This is a genomic window from Granulicella tundricola MP5ACTX9, assembly GCF_000178975.2.
In the GTDB taxonomy this organism is placed as follows: domain Bacteria; phylum Acidobacteriota; class Terriglobia; order Terriglobales; family Acidobacteriaceae; genus Edaphobacter; species Edaphobacter tundricola.
The window spans coordinates 2,043,916-2,059,804 of the sequence record NC_015064.1 but is presented as its reverse complement, the minus strand read 5'-3'; the positions used below and the strand labels follow the sequence as shown (position 1 = coordinate 2,059,804).

Sequence of the window (15,889 nt, the reverse complement as noted above, 5' to 3'; positions counted from 1 at the left end):
CCCGCCCATGCCTGATCATGCTACTCTGCCATCCAAAGGCCCACCCATGCCCACCCGCCGCGCATTCTGCCAACTCGCCGCAGCCACCCTTGCAGCCCCGCATCTCCGAGCCCAGACCACCCGCCCCAACCTCCGCGAAATCGATCACGACAGCATCCAAGCCGCCGCATCCAAGGCCCTCGCCCGCCCAGTCACAACCGGCACCCCAGACTCTCAAGCCTTCCTGGACCTGACCCTCGACATCCCAGCCCTGGCCGCCGCAAACTACCTCACCCCGGACCCCAGCTATCCCGGCGCCGCCCTCAAGCACCTCACCCCATGGTTCGTCTCCACCAAGACCAAACTCCCCACCCTCACGGAACACGAGAATGACATTCTCCTCACCGCCCCCTTAGCCGAGCTAGCCGTAGCCCTCCCATTCCTCGGCCTCACCCCACCTGAGCTAGCCGAGATCAAACTCTGGTTCGCCGAATACCTCACCTGGCTCAATGAATCCCGCACCGCCCTCTTGGCACGCGACTCCAAAGATCACCACGCCAGCTCCTGGCTCCTGCAGGTCGCAGCCTACGCCCACCTCACCGCCAACGACGCCATCCTCACCGAAAACCGTCACCGCTTCAAGTCCCAGACCATCCGCGCACAGATCGAAGCCACCGGCCTCTTCCCCCACGAACTCCCAATGCCCGATCCCTTCCGCAACTCTCTCATGAACCTGGATCTCCTCGCCGGAGCCTGCGTCCTCCTCTCCACCCAGTTCGACTCCGTCTGGGATCACGAGCTTCAGGACGGCCCCGGCATGCGCGCCGCCATCTCCCGCCACGCGCCCTACATCGAGCACCCCACCACCTGGCCCTATCCCGCCGACCAGACCCACTTCCACGAGCTTCCCTGCCGCCGTCCCGCCCTGCTCTTCGCCGCCCGAGCCTACTCGCAGGTCCCCTACGCCGACCTCTGGCGCACCCTCAAGCCCGACCCCACCAGCCCGGAGATCCTACGCGCCTTCCCCATCCGCCAGCCCATCCTCTGGCTCGCACAACCCCGCTTCGTCCCCATCTAAAGATCGAGTTACGCAGCCGCCAACTTAGCCCGATACGTCTTCACAATCCCCAAATACCGCCGAGCCGACTCCGTCACAACCTCAGGCCGACCCTCCGCCACAGACTTGGCATCCGCAAGATCCGCCCCAACCCCCAAAGCAAAAGCCCCAGCCTTCAAAAAATCCTCAGCCGTAGCCAAAGACACACCACCGGTAGGAATCAACTCCACCTGCGGCAAAGGAGCCTTGATGCTCTTGAGGTAAGAAGCCCCACCCATAGCACTAGCCGGAAACACCTTCACCACATCCGCCCCCGCCTGCCACGCCGTCACAATCTCCGTAGGCGTCAGCGCACCCGGCAGCACCGCAATCGAGTACCGCTGGCACATCTCTACCGTCTTCAAATTCAAAGCAGGCGACACCACAAATTGTGCCCCCTCCAGGATGCACATCCGCGCCGTCTCCGGATCGAGCACCGTCCCCGCCCCAATCAAGATATCCGGCCGAGTCTCCGCCAGCTTGCGCATCACCTGCATCGCACCCGGCACGGTCATCGTGATCTCCAGGCAAGTCACCCCACCCGCGGCGATCGCCTCCGCCAGAGCAAGCGCACGTTCCACAGACTCCGCCCGTAACACCGGCACCAACCCAATCTCCTGCATCGCCAACAACACTTCAGCCTTCTTCACATTCGCTCCTAGTTTTCACTGCACTAAACTGCTTCTCACTGCCCTTCACTGCTTCACCGCTGTGTTCCCGCCCCACCACCACTCATCAGCTTCTCAACCTCCGCCAGCGTAGCCTGCGAGCTATCGCCCGGCGTCGTCATCGCAAGCGCACCATGCGCCACGCCGCAGTCGAGCGCCCACTCCATCCCCTTGCCGTTCAGCAGCCCATAGATCAGCCCTGCGGCAAAAGAATCCCCACCCCCAACCCGGTCCAGAATATCCAGATCCAGGTAGTCCTTGCTCTTATAAACCGAGCCCTCTGCATACCCAAACGCAGCCCAGTCATTGCGCGTCGCTGTCTTAGGCCGCCGAGTCGTCGTAGCAATCACCTTGACGTTCTTGAACTCCGAAACCACCCGCGCGGACATCTCCGCAAAGCTCGCCTCATCATGCCACGGCGGCCCATGCGAGCTCTCGCCCATCACCGCCGCAATATCCCCCTCATGCCCAAACAGCACATCCACATACGGCATCAGGCTGCGGTTCACATCGATCGAACCCTGCCGGCCACCCTGTTCCTTCCACAACGAAGCACGGTAGTTGCAATCGAAGCTCACCACCGCCCCATTCCGCTTAGCCGCCTCCATCGCTTCCTTCACAAACGCGGGAGATTCAGCCGACAAGGCACACATGATCCCGCCCGTATGAAACCACCGCGCACCCTCACGGGCGAAGATCACATCCCAATCCACCTGCCCGGCCCGCAGTTGAGAGATCGGCGTATGCCCCCGATCCATCATCCCCATCCCGGCCCGAACGCCATGCCCGCGTTCCAGAAAATAAACGCCATTGCGCGACTCCCGCCCCACCCCGTCATACGCCGACCAAAGCACATGGCTGAGGTCCACCCCACCCTCCAGCATCAGATCTTCAAGCAGCCGTCCCACTGGATTATCTACCAGCGCCGTGACGATCGCCGTCCGCTTTCCAAAGCACCGCCGCAGTCCACGCGCGACGTTATACTCGCCGCCACCCTCCCATACCCGAAAGTTCCTCGTCCGCGTAATTCTCTGCTCGCCCGGATCGAACCGCAGCATCACCTCACCCAAGCTCACCAGGTCCCACTTGGTATCCTGCGCAGCCTTCAGCTTCAGCCCGCCAGACACTCCATGCCGCGGCGAGACCACACTCGTCTCGCCGCCCTCCGGCTCACCAATCGGTAATCCCGTCCGAGCCTTCATCTACTTCAGCCCCGCAATCGTAGCCGCGTCCATATCGTCATACGCCTGGTTCTCCCCGCCCATCCCCCAGCAGAACGTATAGTTCTTCGTCCCCACGCCGGAGTGGATCGACCAGCCCGGCGACACCACCACCTGCTTATCCGACACCATCAGATGCTTCGTCTCATCCGGCGGCCCCATCAGGTGAATCACCTTGTGCGCGGGGTCCATATCGAAGTAAAGATAAACCTCGCTCCGGCGCATATGCGTATGCGGCGGCATCGTATTCCAGTTACTCCCTGGATCGAGCAGCGTGAAGCCCATCACTAACTGGCAGCTCTGCAAACCATCCTTATAGATGGCCTTATAAATAGTCCGCTTGTTACAAGTCTCCACCGCCCCCAGCTTCAGCCCGTCCAGGTCGGCGAACTTCACCATAGCCGTCGGATATTCCTTGTGAGCCAGATAACTCAACAAATAAAAGCAAGCCGGCTCTTCAGCCGACTTACTCGTAAACTCCACATCCTTACTGCCTCGGCCCACATACAAGCAATCCAGCTTATCCAGCTCAAAGCTCTTCCCATCCACGCTGACTGAGCCGGCCCCACCAACGTTCAGCACCCCCAGCTCCCGCCGCTCGCAGAAGTACTCCGCCCGAAGCTCCGGCTGCGTCTCCAGCTTCAACGCCGCGATCGTAGGCACCGCCCCACCCACCACGGTCCGGTCCAGATCCACATAAGCCAGCTCAACCGACCCAGCCTTGAACAGCTCTTCCAGCAGAAACGTCTCCCGCAACTCACCCGTCGTCATCCGCGAGTACCGAACCTTATCCGCCATCTCAACAGTCTTCATATATATTCCCTCATCAATCCCCACCATGATAAATCCCCGCAACGCATCGGGATCACCTCGACCAGATCAGCCTTGATTGCTTTTATCAATCTTTATCAACTCAAGCCGTTTGCCCAAAGCGCCGCCAAACCCTATGGTTCAGCCACCGTTGGCACCGTCTTCAGCGTCACCAGATCCGTCTGCACCTTGGCCCATGTCTGCTCATCCTTCTTCGCCGCGTTCGGAGCCTTGGCGTCGGCATAATAACCCTGGATATCATCCCGCAGCCCGGTCGGCACCTTGATCCCATGATCCGGAGCCGTAATCTGCCCCAGCAGCTTCGCATACGTCAGATCCGTCCGCCTGTACGTTCCCGGAGCCGACCTCAAGCCCGTATCCAGATCCCGATTCGGCAGATCGTTCATCACCGTCGCAAGGTCCCCCGCCTTCAACTCCACCAGCACCTTGTTCATCCGCGTTACCGAGTTGTTCACGCTCTTGACATAGTCCTGCTCGCCCGCCGAGCTAGGCCCCTTGATCTTCAGCATCGCCAGCGGCCCAAACTTTGGCAGCACAAAGATCAGCCCCGCCAGCGAGTACGTCCCAATTCCCGCATGCTTCCGGTAGAGATCCCACTTGTCATCCATGCTCACCGCAGCCAGCGCATTCTCGAGCTTCCAGTACTCCTCATCCTGCACATCGTCCGGCATACTGTGCCGATGCAGCACCGTCTCCGCATACGCAATCCGAGGCAGAAACCGCCGCACGCCAAAGTTATAAGCCTTCATCCGCGGCCGCTTCCCGCTGCCAATCTCATCCTTCAGCCGCAACCCATACGTCTCGAAGAACGCACGCCCCAGCAGGTCCATCGACACTCCCAGTCCAGCCTTAGCCAGATAGGCCGAAGGCGCAAACCGGTGCTTCGAGATCTCATTCACATCGAACGCAAACTCCACCTGCACATGTGCGTGTGGATTCTCGTCGTACGTCACGGAGCGCCCATACTTCGCGGCCAGCTTCGGAAACTCCATCCCGACAGCCACATTCGTAGCCTGCGCATGTCCCGTCGTATCGCCCACATAGTGTGAAAGCGCCCCAATCGCAAACGCCAGCTCATCCGGCGTCTTCGCATTCCGCAGCAGACTCCGGATAAAGTCGCCCGTCCGCACATAGTGCAGCAGATCGCTGAAGAACTCGTTGCCGAACGGATAGTACCCCAGATCCTGGATCGCGCTCCCGCCATACGCATACCCATGCGCCTCGTTGAGCTGAGCCGGCGTAAGGTTCGGGAACCGGCTCATCAGCAGCGGCACGATCGAAGGCTTCCACGTCAGATCGATCAGTTGCTCATGCGTCTGCACCGAATACGCATACTCCGCCCGAGGACAAAGCAGCACCGCCGCCAGCCCCAGCACCCAGACCCGACCACCCCGAAACCACCCACCGCAAGCAAACATCGCTCCAGTGTATCAACGCCCCTGCTTTCCATCCGCTCCGCTGTAGAACAGCAATGATCGCTCCAGCAAACAATCAGGACTCGAAGTTTGAGGGGCAAGACCACCGCGCTAAGACTGCACCCGACGCAAGCTTATAGACGACTAGTCTACTATTGAGTCTGTGGCCACCATCTCGACAACCCGCGAACATCTTCTCGAAGTCGGTCTCAGGCAACTCCGCACCACTGGCTACACCGCGACCGGCGTCAAAGAGGTACTGGACCTTGCCCATGTGCCAAAGGGTTCCTTCTACCATTACTTCTCCAGCAAAGAGGCTTTTGTCAGCGAGCTCTTCGACCGGTATGCCAAGGGAGAAGGAGAACGGGCGCAGCGCGTCCTCGGAGATACCTCGATTGCTCCGCTGGAGCGGCTGCGAACTTATTTTGAAGAACTGATCTCCATTTACGGAGAGCCGGGAGAGGGCGCAGGGTGCCTCGTCGGGGCGATGAGTCTTGAGATCGCGGACCACATCCCGAAGCTACAGGCCCAGCTTCAATCGATGTATGCGGGCTGGCAGCATGGAATCGCGGACGTGCTTCGCCAGGCAATCAAGCGTGGCGACCTCGCAAAGTCCACCAAGCCCGATGCGCTTGCGGAGTTCATCCTCAACAGCTACGAAGGCGCACTGGTGCGCATGAAAGCCGAGCAGGACAGCAGCCCACTGAGGAATTTTCAGCATTTCATCTTCGATATCGTCTTGAAGAAATAAGAAGAAGGTAAGGCAACATCAGATTCTTTGAATCTAATAACCAACCGGTCTACTCCTATGAACTGAGCCGCTCACGCGGTCCACATTCAGTTTCAAGGAGATCCAGCATGTCGAATCCAAGCACTTCCTCAAAAGGCACAGCCCTGATCACGGGAGCATCCACCGGCATTGGTGCCGTCTACGCAGACCGTCTCGCCAAACGCGGCTACGATCTCATCCTGATCGCTCGCAACGGTAAGCTGTTGAACGAGCTTGCGGCCTCACTATCCGCCGCAACCGGTCGTAAGGTAGAAGCACTCCCTGCCGATCTCACCAACAAAGCCGATCTTCGCAAGATTGAAGAGCGTCTGAAGACAGACACTTCCATCACGACCCTCATCAATAACGCTGGCTTCGGCGGTGTCTCTACCCTGCTCGATTCCAACGTGGACGAGATGGAAAATATGATTGAACTGAATATCACGGCGCTCTTGCGGCTCACCAAGGCTGTCGTGCCCGGCCTACTGGAACGTAAGAACGGCGCCATCATCAACATCGCCTCGATCGTCGCATTGAATCCAGAGCTGTTAAATGGTGTTTACAGCGGCACCAAGGCTTTCGTGCTTAACTTGACGCAATCCCTTCATAAGGAAGTCTCAAGCAAGGGCATACAGTTGCAGGCAGTGCTGCCCGGTGCAACGGCCTCAGAGTTCTGGGATCGTGCCGGAGTTGGAGGCCATCAAAACCTTCCCTCAGAGATTGTCATGAGTTCGGAGGAGATGGTCGACGCATCCCTGGTGGCCTTCGATCGCGGTGAGTTAGTGACGATCCCTGCGCTGCCCAACATTGCCGATTGGGACAAATTTGAAGCGGCCCGCATCGCACTGGCACCCAACCTCTCTCACAAGCATTCGGCGGAGCGGTACGGCGTTCGCGAGACTGCGAAACTGTAAATAGCACCTGATGATGCCCATCCTTTCACCACTTGAAAGGGTGGGCATTCCAAGCACTCTCACCGCACTGCGTCATTACCTCTCGAACCTGCGGTCCAGGAGACGCCTCAGTTCTCCGTAGGCGTCTCCTCAATATGATCGATCACCAGCACCGGAGAAGGCCTTTTCGTCTTCTCCAACTTCAACCCAAGTTGCCGACTAACCGCATCGAACACCGACAACGCACCGTTCGGATCGGAGCCGACCGCCGCATCGCCAGCCCCCGGCTGCACCTTATCCGCAGAGCTGAAGCTCAGCGTGAAGTCATACGACCCCTTGATCCCGGTCCCGTCCACGACAGTGTTGTAGATATAACCGTTGGCCACACGCTGTAACTCATCGCCAATCTGCGCCAGCGTCATGTTCTGGCAGGTGACCAGTCGGTTCAGGACAGAACTCGTAACCCGCGGGTCCTTCCCATCCGGACCCGGACCTTCCTTGCACTTGGTCCGCTCGGTGGGGTCAGTCGTCGGCTTTAGTTTCGGCTTCATCGCCGTCAGCGTATAGGCCGTAATGGGCCGATCCTCCATGTGCCACTTCATCTGAAAACGGTCCGCCACCATCGCTCGAACCATGTTGCGTAGATCCTCATAGTTGATCAGGTTGCCAGACGCGAACTTGTCCACCCGCACATTGGCTCCGGCCTTCGCCACAATGTCGAACTTCGTGCTGTCCAGCCACGCAGGAGCGTTGACGACGCTCTCCTTGTTGTTCGGGTTCAGGTCCCAGCCGAAGCGAATCAGAAACATCAACGGGATGGCACGAGTCTCGATCTGGTCGCCCGTAATCCGGCCATACCCTTCCGCACCCGGGGTACTGGGCTTGATCGTGGCAACCTCAAACGGCGACGCAGGCGGCTCAGGCAGAGCCTCCGCGATATTGGCCGCGTTCGGCGTAGGAATCTCATCGACACTCGCAACCTGGAAGACCGGACGCGGCGCAGTCTTGAGCTCCAGCTTCAGCCCCAGTTGCTTCTCCATGGCGGCAAAGATGGAGATGCCATCGGCTCCCTGCTTTTCAAGCTGGTCCTTGCCAGACCACTTGAGCGTGAAATCATACGTTCCGGCAAGCCTGGTCTCGTCCACGACCGGCTGCCCCAGGTAGTCTCCCGCAAAAAGGTGGATCGTATCCGCAAGGGCCGGGATGGCCATGTTCTTGCAGTTCAGTATTCGGTAGGACGGTGCGCCGGCAGGCTGGTTCGGCGGCGGAGGCGCGGGCATGCAACGCCCTTCGTCGGTGCCCTCTGACTCCCTAATCTTCGGTTTTCCTGCCTCGGACGTGAGGACATACGCCGGCAGTGGAGCGCTCCCAGCCTTCACCACCAGGTGAAAACGCTCGGCCAGCATCCCACGCAGCATCAGCTTGATGTCGTCCGGCGTGATCTTCGCAGGAACCTTCGCGCGAAGGTCGTAACGATCGCGCTCCAGCCACGTCGGCCCTCCCTGCACGTTCGCTGCATCCACCCCATACGCGGTCGCAATCAGATCCAGCATCGAGGCCTGCGTCAGAAAGTAACGATCCCCCTGGGTCGAGTTTCCATGCATAAACGGGTTCGCATTGAACGGGCTGACATGAACATCCGCGATCACGAACGACTTGGACGCAGCCGGGGCTTGGGCCAGCGACGAGACGGTCAAAAACGCAAAGAGGGCAACGGCTGCTCGCATGGATACCTCGGCATGACACAGATTTGTAGGGATACTACAGGACTGACGCGAAACGGAGACCGAGGTTAGGCCCGCCACGAATGAAATTTATGAGGGCCTCGTTACGTTACCCTTGGACCTGTAGAACGACTGACTCGAAGGAGCCCTTCACCCGCATGAGCATCGAAGCCCGCCTCGCAGAATTAGGCCTCACCCTCCCCGCACATCCCGCACCCGGCGGCAACTACGTCCCCGCCAAGACCATCGGCAACATGGTCTTCCTTTCAGGTGTCGTCTCGTCAAACACCGACGGCCTCATCACCGGCACCGCCGGACTCGACGCCGGCATTGAAGAGGGCTATGCAGCCGCCCGAGCCTGCGTCCTCAGCCACCTCACCGTCCTCAAGCGCCACCTCGGGTCATTGGACGAAATCCAGCAGATCGTCAGCCTCAACGGCTACGTCAACGCCGTCAACGGCTTCCCCGACGCTCCCAAAATCATCAACGGAGCCTCAGACCTCCTCGTAGAAATCTTCGGCGAACCCGGCCGCCACGTCCGCGCGGCCCTCGGCGTCAACGCCCTCCCCCGCAACGCCCTCGTAGAACTCCAGATGACCGTAGCCATCGCATAGATCCCGCCACGACTGGGTGCCCCACGTCCGGATTCCCGGACGTGGGTTTCTCCAAGCCACAGATCCTCGACACCCCATGCATTACCCTGAAGACCTATGCCCTCTCCAAGCACCCTCCCCCAATCCTTCCGCCTCGACGGCAAAGTAGCCCTCATCACCGGCTCCGCCAGCGGCCTCGGAGCCGCCATCGCCACCGCGCTCGCGCAGGCCGGAGCCACCGTAGCCTGCCACGGCAACCGCCGCCCCGCCACAGAAACCGCAGAAGCCATCGGCGGACAAGCCGCAGACTTCCGAGCCGACCTCTCCAGCACCACCGGCCCCGAAGACCTCTTCGCACAAGTCCACGCCAAATTCGGAAAGGTAGACATCCTCGTCAATAACGCCGGAACGATCCACCGCGACGCCGCCGAAGACACCACCCTCGAATCCTGGCAGCAGGTCCTCCAGGTCAACCTCACCAGCGTCTTCCAGCTCAGCCAGTTCGTCGCCAAAGACCTCATTGCTCGCAGCGCACCGGGCAAGATCCTCAACATCGCCTCCCTGCTCAGCTTCCAGGGCGGCATCCGGGTCCCCGCCTACGCAGCCTCCAAGGGCGGCGTCGCACAACTCACCAAGGCCCTTGCCAACGAGTGGGCCCCGAAAAATATCCAGGTCAACGCCATCGCGCCCGGCTACTTCGCCACCACCAACACGGAAGCCCTCCAGGCCGACGAGACCCGCAACCGCCAGATCCTCGAGCGCATCCCCGCCGGTCGCTGGGGCCAGCCCGAAGACCTGGCCGGAGCCGCCCTCTTCCTCACCTCCCGCGCCTCCGACTACGTCACCGGAACCGTCCTGACCGTCGACGGAGGCTGGATGGGCCGCTAAAAATGAAGGGTCATTCTGAGCGCAGCGAAGAACCTCAGTAGTTCGCTTGGAGAGGCGAAGGTCTCCATTTCGTTCGGTGACCCATGATCGCCCCCCCGGTAGCGGTCCAGGGGTCGATTCCAGCATCCAACCCTGCAGGAGAACCAAAATGCCCCAGAGCACTCACGACCGCGTAGCAGAACTTCACAACCTCGCAGCACACGCTCACACCGCAGCCGCAACCGCTCACGGAAAGGGCGATCACCTCACCGCCCACGAGCTGTCCCAGCAAGCCACCGAGCACTCCCGCGAAGCCCACGAAGCCTCCGCCAAACTCCACCACGGCAAAGCCGCCGCACTCGAAGCCGCCAAGTAGGCCCTCATGCTCAGAGTCTCGTACGCCGACCTGGAACAAGCCCTCACCAGCACCCTTATTCCCCTGGGCTTCACTCCAGCCCGTGCCGGACTCTGCGCCCGCCTCTTCACCGAGACCACCTGCGACGGCGTCTACACCCACGGCCTAAACCGCTTCCCCCGCTTCCTCGCCACCATCCGCAACGGCGTCGTCAACCCCACCGCCGAGCCCACCCTCACCTCCGCCTTCGGGGCCATCGAGCGCTGGCACGGCAACCGCGGCGCCGGCAACCTCAACGCCCACGCCTCCATGGCCCGCGCCATCGCCCTCGCCCGCACCCACGGCATAGGCTGCGTAGCGCTCGCCCAGACCAACCACTGGATGCGCGGTGGAACCTACGGCTGGCAAGCGGCGGACCAGGGCCTCTTCGCCATCTCCTTCACCAACACCCTTCCCAACCTCCCTGTCTGGGGCTCGTCCGCTCCCACCCTCGGCAACAACCCGTTAGTACTGGCCATCCCCCGGCCCGAAGGCCGCAACATCGTGCTCGACATGGCCATGAGCCAATACTCCTACGGCACCCTGACCGCCTACGCCAAACGCGGAGCACAACTTCCCTACCCCGGCGGCTTCGATGCCCAGGGCAACATGACCACGGACCCCGCTGCCATCGAGCAGACCGCCCGGGCCCTCCCCATCGGCCTCTGGAAGGGCTCCGGCCTCTCCCTCACGCTGGATCTCATTGCGGCTATGCTCTCCGGCGGCCTTGCCACTCACCAGATTGAGACGGACTCCCTCAAAGAGACAGGGCTATCCCAGCTCTTCCTGGCCATAGACCCCACGCACATCACAGACCCCGAAGCCCTGGCTCAGACCGCCACCCAGGCCATCGCGGACCTACAATCCGCCACCCCGATAGACCCCAGCCGTCCCCCACGCTACCCCGGCGAAGAAACCCTCCGCCTACGCGAAGAAAATCTTCGACTCGGCATTCCGGTCGAGGAAGAGATATGGAACTCCCTCGCCAAAAGCTGAGGAGCCGGACCAGCTACAATCCATGTAGCACCTGCTCATGCGTCTTCTTACCCGGTACATCCTCCGCGAGGTCCTCTCACACGCCCTGCTCGGCGGCGTTCTCTTCACCTTCGTCCTCTTCACCAGCCGCCTTGGCAAGATCCTCGAGATCGTCGTCCGCAACTCCGCTTCGCTCTCGGATGTAGCCCGCCTCATCGCCTACTTCCTTCCCGAAGCCCTCATCGTCACCATCCCCATGGCTGTCCTGGTCGGCATTCTGCTGGGCCTTTCCCGCCTCGCCGCAGATTCCGAGATTACCGCCATGCGCGCCTCCGGCATGGGTGCGCTGGACTTCGTCCGCATCGTGTCCCTAGTCTCGATCGGTGCGTTGGCGCTGGGTCTCTTCAACTCCCTCTACCTTGCCCCTCGATCCGCCGCCAACCTCCTTGCGCTGGAGAACTCCCTCAAGTACTCCCAGGCCTCCTTTGAGGTAGAGCCGCGGGTCTTCGACGAAGACTTCAAGAACATCGTGCTCTACGTGCAGGACGTCCGCCCCGGCTCCGGTGCGGCGCTCTGGCGTCACGTCTTCGTCGCCGATCTCACAGAACCTTCGGCACCCAAGATCACCACCGCAGATCAGGCTCTCGTCACCTCAGCCGGCCCCGGCAACCTGAACCTCCACCTGACCGATGGCGCCCAGCACCAGATCTCCCCCACAGACGCCAACCAGTACAACATCTCCACCTTCCAGGTCACCGACATCCCCATGCAGACCGGAGCCCAGGAGGACGCGCACCTCTCCCGCTCCGACACCCCCATCCTGGCCCTGTCGCTCCCAGAGCTCATCCAACGCGGCAACCAGGCCGCCGCCCCGGGCCCCAAGCACGACGTCCGCGCCGCACGCCTGTACAAGATCGAGTTAAACAAGCGCTTCTCCTACCCCTTCGCCTGCCTGGTCCTCATGCTCGTCGGGGTTCCACTAGGCCTGAGCTCAAAGCGCGGTGGCAAATCCACCGGCTTCGTCCTCACTATCCTGCTGGTCTTCGTCTACTACTTCCTCTCATCCGTTGGCGTAGCCCTTGCCAACCAGGGCAAGCTGCCGCCGGTCCTCGGCGTCTGGGGAGCGAACCTGATCTTCGCCGCCTTCGGTGCCCTGCTCCTTCAGCAACTCTCCCGCGGCGGCGTGGCGCTCTCAATCTTTTCCTCGATCGGCTCAACCATCTCCCGCGCCTTTGAGCGTTACCGCCCCGGCCAGGGTGAAGAGAACGATCTTTCTAATTCCATCCCTCAACGCCTGCGCTCTCTCCTGCACATCCGCTTTCCTTTGATTTTGGACGACTACATCATGCGTGAGTTCGGAGCTACCTTCGCGCTCGTCCTCGCCGCCTTCTCCATGGTCTTCCTCATCTTCACCTTCTTCGAGCTCATCGGAGACATCATCCGCAACCGCATCGCCTTCGTCACCGTAGGCGACTATCTCCTCAACCTCATCCCCTACATCCTCTACAACGTCACGCCTCTCTGCGTCCTCGTCGCCGTCCTCGTCACCTTCGGCTCCCTCGCCAAGACCTCCGAGTTCACCGCCATGAAGGCCTCCGGAGTATCGCTCTATCGCGTCGTCACCCCCGTCCTCGTCCTGACCGCCGTGATCGCCTGCTCGCTCTTCGCCTTCGACGAGTTCTATCTGCCGCAGGCCAATCGCCGCCAGGAAGCCCTCCGCTCCGTCATCAAGGGCAAGCCCGCCCAGACCTTCCTGCGCCCAGACCGCCAATGGATCTCCGGCCAGACCGTCCTCGATCCCATCAGCCTGGCACAGTCGCGAAGCTGGGCTCCCATCGCACCAGCGGTCGTTCACATCGGCGATACAGCGAAGCAGCCCGCCCGCATCTTTTACTACCAGTTCTTCGACCCTGACCACGACGCCTTCGCCAATCTCACCGTCTTCGAGTTCGATCCCGCGACCTTTACCCTCACCCGCCGCATCTTCGCGGAATCAGCCAAGTGGGACTCGAACGTCAACCAGTGGATCTTTGAGAACGGCTGGTCGCGCACCTTTTCCGGAGAGGTGGCCGATACCTACAAGCCTTTCACCCTGGCCAACTTCCCTGAGATACACGAGCAGCCGCAGTACTTCAAGAAAGAAGATCGCCAATCCCAGCAGATGAGCTTCGGAGAACTCTCCAGCTACATCTCGGATCTTCGCCAGTCGGGCTTCAATACCATGCGGCTCTCTGTACAGCTCAACCGCAAACTGGCGTATCCGGCCATTACCTTGGTCATGGCGATTCTGGCCATCCCCTTTGCGCTCTCCAGCGGCAAGCGAGGCGGGGTCACAGGCTTCGCCATCGCGATTCTGCTGGCCGTCGTGTATCTGGGAGTGTCGAGCCTATTTGAAGCCATGGGCAACGTGAACACCTTGCCCCCCATGCTCGCCGCCTGGACGCCAGATCTACTCTTCACCTTCGCCGGGGCCTACTTCCTGCTCCGCACTCCCACCTAGACCTCACCCAAAGCTTGAAAGCAGAAGCGTTTATGTTCGGCGCATGCGGTCTTATGACCGCACGATTTTTACGTGGCCACACAATGCTCAGATGTGGATGGCTTGAGCCCACAGCGAGATAAACGATCTTTGTGGCAAGCCCATTTTGGGATGCTCCTTCATTACCGCAAATCATTGAAGTATCTTGACAGGCGCGATGGCCCCTTCCCAATCACTGCTGAATCTAGTAGCTAAATGTGCCCCCGTCGGATAACCTGCTGATCATCTGCATCGGAAGGAAGAGGTGACGAAACGCGATGACAACGTCCAGTCAACAAAGCCACGCAGCCAGGAGCACGACGAAGACTTTCGAACAGGTGATAGATTCCACGAGCACGATGTTGTATGACGTCGCTCGATCCCTCGTAACACGCCCCGAGCGTGTGAACGTGAAGGTTACCTCCGCCAACGACATCACCTTGTTTGTCCTGCAAGTCAGCCCTGAGGACGCAGAGTTGATTAATGGTGTGCAAGGCCGCACCATTGCTTCCCTCCAAACTCTCGTCTCGGTAATCTCAGCGAGGAATCAGCGCAAGTTCAGATTGAAGATGCAGGTTCAAGAGGCCGTTCCATCGAGCGATGCCTAAGAGATCGACGCCCTGACTTAAACGTTGTGCGCTCGTCATCCCATCAAAAATAGTTTGCCTGACGAGGAAGAAAGCCGATGAAGATACGTTTAGCTTTCAATGAAACGGCAAGCGGACGATTCATGGTCATGAGTGAGATGGTGCGGCCAGGATTGTCACTCAACCTTGAGAGACCACTTGTTACCATCTTCGAGGATGAAGATGAGTTTCTGAAATCCGTCATTAACGCCGATTTGTTCCACGAGGATACGACGGCTGTGGTCGTGACGGTTCTTCAGTCGATCAGCCAGCCCGTATTCCCTCAGCGCTGGATCGCAATCGACGTCACAACCGCGCAACTGAAGGCGCTGGGTTTGTTTTCACACCTCATGGAATCGGACGCCGACCAGGGGTATGCCGCTATCTCACCGACCTTGGAGTCTCCCTTCGAATTTACAGGCGGCGGACACTTTCAAGACTTCCTGATGCAGGTGCCCACACCAATCCTGATGCTGGAGGGGCAAGAGCATCTGGTTACTTTCATCAATCCACCGTACGTTCGGCTCCTGGGCCGTACCACGTCAAAGAGTCTGCTTGGCAAACCGATCCGTGAAGCGCTGCCGGAGCTGAAAGGACAACCCTTCTTCGGGCTGCTCGACAAGGTTTATCGAACCGGAACGGCTCATGTCGGAGTTGAGGTCCTCGGCAACCTTCGCCATGAAGATACGGGCAGGACGCAAGACATCTACGTTGATTTCATCTATCAGTCAGTTCGAAACGAAGTTGGAGAGGTCTTCGGCATCATGGTTCAGGCATCCGATGCGACCGACCGGGTCCTCGCCAGGCAGGTCAGCGAATCGCGGGAAGACCAACTCTACCGTCAATGGGCGGAACTCGACACGATCTATCGCACGGCGCCGGTAGGTATGTGTCTTATCGACGCAGCAGACTATCGAGTGCTGAGAGTCAACAATAAACTGGCTCACTTCACCGGACAGACAGCATCCGCGTTGGTTGGCATGTGCATCCTGGATATCTTTCCGGGCACGCCCGGACTCAAAGCCCTCTTTGACAAGGTCAGGGCAGGCTTCAGCATTGAAAATCATGAACTGAGCTGCGCCGTCCCGTCGGTTCCCGGTATCCTCCGCCATTGGCTCGTCAACTACGGCCCGATGTTCGGAACTGACGGCAATGTGGAAGCGATCACCTGTGTCTCGCAGGAGATCACCGATCGGCTCCTGCGTGATGAGACCTTCGAAAAAGGGGAAACAGTCGTCTCCAGGGATACATTGCAGGTCCCCTCGATGACGATGGAGCCCACTGCTGAAGTGACATGAGCGAGACAGGCCCATTCCAACCT

The 15,889-nt window shown here is 60.1% G+C and carries 15 protein-coding genes; 10 read left to right on the top strand and 5 right to left on the bottom strand.

Annotation, left to right across the window (positions count from 1 at the left end; all coding sequences use genetic code 11):
* Positions 1-46 precede the first annotated feature (46 nt).
* Positions 47-1,057 carry an alginate lyase family protein gene (locus ACIX9_RS08820; protein WP_013580130.1) on the top strand — a complete coding sequence of 337 codons (1,011 nt, stop codon included), beginning with the start codon at positions 47-49 and terminating at the stop codon, positions 1,055-1,057.
* A gap of 8 nt (positions 1,058-1,065) precedes the next feature.
* Here the strand turns inward: ACIX9_RS08820 and eda are convergent, their stop codons facing one another.
* From eda to ACIX9_RS08800, 4 genes are all read right to left on the bottom strand, one after another.
* Positions 1,066-1,725: a bifunctional 4-hydroxy-2-oxoglutarate aldolase/2-dehydro-3-deoxy-phosphogluconate aldolase gene (gene eda, locus ACIX9_RS08815; protein ID WP_013580129.1), complete on the bottom strand. Its 660-nt coding sequence runs from the start codon at positions 1,723-1,725 to the stop codon at positions 1,066-1,068.
* A gap of 53 nt (positions 1,726-1,778) precedes the next feature.
* Entirely contained in the window at positions 1,779-2,945 is a 1,167-nt protein-coding gene (locus ACIX9_RS08810; RefSeq protein WP_013580128.1) for a sugar kinase, read from the bottom strand.
* Positions 2,946-3,776, bottom strand: coding sequence for a 5-dehydro-4-deoxy-D-glucuronate isomerase (gene kduI / locus ACIX9_RS08805; RefSeq protein ID WP_041597581.1), 831 nt, complete (start codon positions 3,774-3,776; stop codon positions 2,946-2,948).
* Between the two features lie 131 nt (positions 3,777-3,907).
* Positions 3,908-5,212 (bottom strand): zinc dependent phospholipase C family protein, encoded by a 1,305-nt coding sequence (locus ACIX9_RS08800; protein WP_013580126.1) that lies wholly within the window; start codon positions 5,210-5,212, stop codon positions 3,908-3,910.
* A 160-nt stretch (positions 5,213-5,372) separates the two neighbouring features.
* Between ACIX9_RS08800 and ACIX9_RS08795 the strand changes: the two genes are divergently transcribed.
* Both ACIX9_RS08795 and ACIX9_RS08790 read left to right on the top strand, forming a co-directional pair.
* On the top strand, positions 5,373-5,960 hold the full coding sequence (locus tag ACIX9_RS08795) for a TetR/AcrR family transcriptional regulator (RefSeq protein ID WP_013580125.1): 588 nt from the start codon (positions 5,373-5,375) through the stop codon (positions 5,958-5,960).
* 107 nt (positions 5,961-6,067) lie between these two features.
* Entirely contained in the window at positions 6,068-6,892 is an 825-nt protein-coding gene (locus ACIX9_RS08790) for an SDR family NAD(P)-dependent oxidoreductase (RefSeq protein ID WP_013580124.1), read from the top strand.
* Positions 6,893-6,999: 107 nt separating this feature from the next.
* Here the strand turns inward: ACIX9_RS08790 and ACIX9_RS08785 are convergent, their stop codons facing one another.
* On the bottom strand, positions 7,000-8,598 hold the full coding sequence (locus ACIX9_RS08785) for a TIGR03435 family protein (protein ID WP_013580123.1): 1,599 nt from the start codon (positions 8,596-8,598) through the stop codon (positions 7,000-7,002).
* A gap of 155 nt (positions 8,599-8,753) precedes the next feature.
* Here ACIX9_RS08785 and ACIX9_RS08780 point away from each other — a divergent pair, with 155 nt between their 5' ends.
* From ACIX9_RS08780 to ACIX9_RS08750, 7 genes are all read left to right on the top strand, one after another.
* A complete protein-coding gene (locus tag ACIX9_RS08780; RefSeq protein WP_013580122.1) occupies positions 8,754-9,209 on the top strand; it encodes a RidA family protein in 456 nt (151 codons plus the stop codon).
* A gap of 96 nt (positions 9,210-9,305) precedes the next feature.
* Positions 9,306-10,076: a glucose 1-dehydrogenase gene (locus tag ACIX9_RS08775; RefSeq protein WP_013580121.1), complete on the top strand. Its 771-nt coding sequence runs from the start codon at positions 9,306-9,308 to the stop codon at positions 10,074-10,076.
* Between the two features lie 148 nt (positions 10,077-10,224).
* On the top strand, positions 10,225-10,431 hold the full coding sequence (locus tag ACIX9_RS08770; protein WP_013580120.1) for a hypothetical protein: 207 nt from the start codon (positions 10,225-10,227) through the stop codon (positions 10,429-10,431).
* Between the two features lie 6 nt (positions 10,432-10,437).
* Entirely contained in the window at positions 10,438-11,445 is a 1,008-nt protein-coding gene (gene yiaK / locus ACIX9_RS08765; protein WP_013580119.1) for a 3-dehydro-L-gulonate 2-dehydrogenase, read from the top strand.
* Between the two features lie 37 nt (positions 11,446-11,482).
* Entirely contained in the window at positions 11,483-13,924 is a 2,442-nt protein-coding gene (lptF, locus tag ACIX9_RS08760; RefSeq protein ID WP_013580118.1) for an LPS export ABC transporter permease LptF, read from the top strand.
* 296 nt (positions 13,925-14,220) lie between these two features.
* Entirely contained in the window at positions 14,221-14,550 is a 330-nt protein-coding gene (locus tag ACIX9_RS26850; protein ID WP_013580117.1) for a KH domain-containing protein, read from the top strand.
* 77 nt (positions 14,551-14,627) lie between these two features.
* On the top strand, positions 14,628-15,866 hold the full coding sequence (locus ACIX9_RS08750) for a PAS domain-containing protein (RefSeq protein ID WP_013580116.1): 1,239 nt from the start codon (positions 14,628-14,630) through the stop codon (positions 15,864-15,866).
* Positions 15,867-15,889 lie beyond the last annotated feature (23 nt).

Excerpts from the sequence above, each read along its gene's own strand:
- ACIX9_RS08785 (WP_013580123.1), bottom strand. The coding sequence starts at position 8,598 with ATGCGAGCAGCCGTTGCCCTCTTTGCGTTTTTGACCGTCTCGTCGCTG.
- ACIX9_RS08780 (WP_013580122.1), top strand. The coding sequence starts at position 8,754 with ATGAGCATCGAAGCCCGCCTCGCAGAATTAGGCCTCACCCTCCCCGCA.
- ACIX9_RS08810 (WP_013580128.1), bottom strand. The coding sequence starts at position 2,945 with ATGAAGGCTCGGACGGGATTACCGATTGGTGAGCCGGAGGGCGGCGAG.
- ACIX9_RS08820 (WP_013580130.1), top strand. The coding sequence starts at position 47 with ATGCCCACCCGCCGCGCATTCTGCCAACTCGCCGCAGCCACCCTTGCA.
- lptF (WP_013580118.1), top strand. The coding sequence starts at position 11,483 with ATGCGTCTTCTTACCCGGTACATCCTCCGCGAGGTCCTCTCACACGCC.
- ACIX9_RS08750 (WP_013580116.1), top strand. The coding sequence starts at position 14,628 with ATGAAGATACGTTTAGCTTTCAATGAAACGGCAAGCGGACGATTCATG.
- ACIX9_RS08800 (WP_013580126.1), bottom strand. The coding sequence starts at position 5,212 with ATGTTTGCTTGCGGTGGGTGGTTTCGGGGTGGTCGGGTCTGGGTGCTG.
- ACIX9_RS08770 (WP_013580120.1), top strand. The coding sequence starts at position 10,225 with ATGCCCCAGAGCACTCACGACCGCGTAGCAGAACTTCACAACCTCGCA.
- yiaK (WP_013580119.1), top strand. The coding sequence starts at position 10,438 with ATGCTCAGAGTCTCGTACGCCGACCTGGAACAAGCCCTCACCAGCACC.
- ACIX9_RS08790 (WP_013580124.1), top strand. The coding sequence starts at position 6,068 with ATGTCGAATCCAAGCACTTCCTCAAAAGGCACAGCCCTGATCACGGGA.
- ACIX9_RS08775 (WP_013580121.1), top strand. The coding sequence starts at position 9,306 with ATGCCCTCTCCAAGCACCCTCCCCCAATCCTTCCGCCTCGACGGCAAA.
- kduI (WP_041597581.1), bottom strand. The coding sequence starts at position 3,776 with ATGAAGACTGTTGAGATGGCGGATAAGGTTCGGTACTCGCGGATGACG.
- ACIX9_RS26850 (WP_013580117.1), top strand. The coding sequence starts at position 14,221 with ATGACAACGTCCAGTCAACAAAGCCACGCAGCCAGGAGCACGACGAAG.